This is a genomic window from Plasticicumulans sp. (genome assembly GCF_035331805.1).
Taxonomy (GTDB): Bacteria; Pseudomonadota; Gammaproteobacteria; order Competibacterales; family Competibacteraceae; genus Plasticicumulans.
This window is the reverse complement of the sequence record NZ_DAOLKE010000560.1, coordinates 1-1,520: the sequence shown is the minus strand read 5'-3', so window position 1 is coordinate 1,520 and position 1,520 is coordinate 1. Positions and strand designations below refer to the sequence as shown.

General features: G+C 70.3%; 1 protein-coding gene and 1 pseudogene. One reads left to right on the top strand and one right to left on the bottom strand.

Annotated elements, in window-relative coordinates; all coding sequences use genetic code 11:
• On the bottom strand, positions 1–1,109 hold a 1,109-nt coding region (locus PKE44_RS19370), incomplete at its 3' end, for a hypothetical protein (RefSeq protein WP_324554487.1).
• 208 nt (positions 1,110–1,317) lie between these two features.
• Between PKE44_RS19370 and PKE44_RS19365 the strand changes: the two are divergent.
• Positions 1,318–1,520, top strand: a pseudogene (locus PKE44_RS19365) (DUF455 domain-containing protein); the annotation flags it as partial.

Genomic DNA, 1,520 nt, shown 5'->3' with positions numbered 1-1,520 from the left:
GCGAGCGTGGCGTTCAGCAGGCTGTAGAGCACGTTGCCGAACACCGTGCCGTTGCTGCCGACCCAGCTTGCCAGGCTCCAGCTCGTGCCGCCGTCGCTGGAGAATTCGAGCAGGTACTCGTTGTCGCCGACCACCGGCAGGAACAGCGCCGCGAGCTTCGGACCGGCGGCGTTGCTGATCTCGTAGACGTAGCCGCTGGCGTAGAACGGGTCGTAGCTCACGCGCTGGCCCGGGGTGATGCTCTGCGGCGCGAAGCTGTATTCGCTGGTCGTCGTCTGCACCGGGCCGTCGGGTGTCTGCACGGTGACGGTCTGCGGGTCGGTCGAGGTCGGCAGCAGCGGTGTCAGCGGGCTGGAGCCGTCGCCGGCCTGCGCGGCGGTGGCGGTCAGCGTGAAGGCGCTGGTGTTGCGCACGTAGCCGTCGACGTGATCGCCGCTGTTGCCGCGGTTGGCCTGCCAGTCGCGGATGTACTGCTCGAAGCCCTGCCAGCCGTTCTCGGTGACCGGGGTGTCGGTGATCGTGAAGCTCGCGTTCTTCGCGGCGTCGATCGTGTAGCTGACGCTCAGCGTGCCGGAGCCGCTGCCGGGCGCGAGCGCCGGGCCGCCGGCCAGGCCGCTGATGAAGTTCGCGAAGCCGTTGTAGCTGGTCGTGAAGCTGCCGCTGGCGCCGTTGGCAGTGGTGACGCCGTCGCGCGTGTAGAGACCGTTCGTGAAGTCGAAGCTGACGTTCTGCGAGCCGACATCGCCGGTGGCGATCTGGCCGAAGAACAGGTTCTGGTTGACGTAGCTCCGGTTCAGCAGCACGTCGCTGTAGGCGGCATCGCTCGCCAGCGTGACGTTGCCGTTGGCGGTGACGCCGTAGAGGCCGTCGGCCGGGCGGTTGAAGGCCAGCGAGCCGCTGGCCGCGGCCAGCGACAGCGTGAACTGGTTGGCGGCGCCGGTGCTGAAACCATCGAGGCTGAAGGCGGTGTCGAGGCTTGCCGACAGCAGCGCGATCGGCGCGGCCTGCACGGGCGCGAGCGGCAGCAGCGTGGCGAACGCCAGGCCGAGAGCGGTGCGGCGCAGGCGGGGGTGTGGACTCAGGGCACGCAGAGGGGGGATTGCGGGCATCGGAAGCGTCCTCCTGGACGGAAGCAGCGGAGTGTCACGGCCACGGCGGGCCGGAACCGGTAGCGGGCGGCCGGCAGGACCGTTCGCGCAGGACCTGACCACCGGTCGTCGTCGGGGTTCCTGCCAGAACAGCCGCAAGTGGCTGAATCGGCAGGGCACAGACGGTAGACTGCGCGGCCCGGTCCTGCACCGATGCGAGGATTTTCCGATGACGGCCTGCGTCCATGTCGCTGCCCTGCAGGCGCTGATGCTTGATGACCCCGCCGGCAAGTGCGCACGGGCGGCTTCGCTGTACGCCGACTGGCAGGCGGGTGCGCTCGCCTGCGACGCGCAGGCACCGACGGCCTGGGTCGATCTGCCCGGCCGCCCGCCCCGGCCGCTGCTGGTGCCGGCGCGCGCCGTGCGCCTGCT